This window comes from Rhodoferax sp. (assembly GCF_014859475.1).
In the GTDB taxonomy this organism is placed as follows: Bacteria; Pseudomonadota; Gammaproteobacteria; order Burkholderiales; family Burkholderiaceae_C; genus Rhodoferax.
Genome location: NZ_JACUUE010000342.1, coordinates 1 through 1,501, shown reverse-complemented (window position 1 = coordinate 1,501; position 1,501 = coordinate 1). Strand labels below are relative to the sequence as shown.

The 1,501-nt window shown below is 54.6% G+C and carries 1 protein-coding gene; it reads right to left on the bottom strand.

What is annotated here, in order from left to right:
- Positions 1 to 988 (bottom strand): acyl-CoA dehydrogenase family protein (locus tag IBX54_RS15095; protein WP_296543468.1); only part of this gene is annotated, 988 nt, incomplete at its 3' end.
- Positions 989 to 1,501: the final 513 nt, after the last annotated feature.

The following is a 1,501-nucleotide window of genomic DNA, read 5'->3' as shown; positions in this document are numbered from 1 at the left end:
TGGCAGCTTGCGCGGTTACCTTGTGCTGTTGCGCATCGCGCCAGGCCGTGTTGTAAATCAACGCTTTGGCAGCTTCGACACGCGCACTCAACATGGCCAGCCGGTGCCGGATCGTCTGCTTGTCCCACAAGGTTGCACCGAAAGCCTTACGCTGCTTGACCCATTCCAGTGTCAGTTCTATCGCTTTTGATGCTTCACCCATGGCCTGCGCTGCCAGCACGATGCGTTCATTCTGGAGGTTCTTGACTAGCGCGTAGAAACCCTTGTGCTCTTCGCCCAGCAGGTTGCCCGCTGGAATGCGGCAATTGTCAAATACCAGTTCCGCTGTATCACTTGACAACCAGCCATGTTTTTTGAGTGGGCGTGCAATATTGAATCCGGGCGTGCCCTTTTCTACGATGAACATCGAAATCTGATGGTTACGTCCGACCTCACCGGTTTTTGCCGCCACGAAAAAGATTTCGCCATGTACGCCGTTGGTGATGAACATCTTGGCACCATTGAGTACCCACTCATTACCATCTCGACGCGCCGTGGTTCGCATGGATGCCAAATCCGAGCCAGCATCAGGTTCAGTCATAGCTACCGCAGCAATACGACGACCTGCCACGATGTCTGGCATCAGGCGACTTTTTTGCTCAGAGTTTCCGGCATGGTGCAGATGCGGGGCTGCCATATCTGTGTGGACCAGCACAGTAACTGCGAAACCACCAAATGTTGAGCGTCCCAACTCTTCTGCCAGCACAACCGTGGACAGGGTGTCGAGTTCACTGCCACCGTACTCGGACTCGAAACGAATTCCAAGCAGCCCGAGTTCGCCCATCTGGCGCAGTACCTCGCGTGGCACCATGCCTTGCTCCTCCCATTGTTCAGCGCGTGGCGCAACCTCTGTTTCGATAAAGCGGCGCACTGTCTCGCGCAGCATCTCGTGTTCGGTTGTGAAATAAGGGAAGCGTTCGTGCAGAGGGGTAAGGGTGTTTGTGTGCATTTAAATCTACCTAACGTTTGTTAGAATAATGTTAGCACGGAAAATCTTGGTGGCAACACCTTTTTTTGTAGAACACCATCCAACCCACAAATCTCATGGCCATTCACAGCTTCATCCGCCAGCGCAAAGCGGCGATTCAAACCCATGAACTTGATGCCATTGCTTGGCTGCAGGTCTTATTCCAATCGGAGCGGGAACGTTCATTGAACGATCTGAGTGTGCAGCGACTCAATTGGGCCAGCCACTGTGGCGCTGGCAGTGTCGGCATTTCAAGGCGCATGCCACCAGACAACACCAGGGTGCAGTGCGTAGGCTCTGCTGGTATGAGGCGTTGGGGCTCGCACAGGCGCAAGGCGATGAACTTGCTGGGCGCGGGTGTGCGCACGGTGTCAGGCTTGGCAATTTGCGACGATGCCAGCTGGAGTTTTTCTTCTTTGCCATAGGTACAGGGTTGACTTGGCCAGTCCGTGCTGTCGGGCGTAATGGGTTGTGCTGAGCCCTTGGGCTTTGATC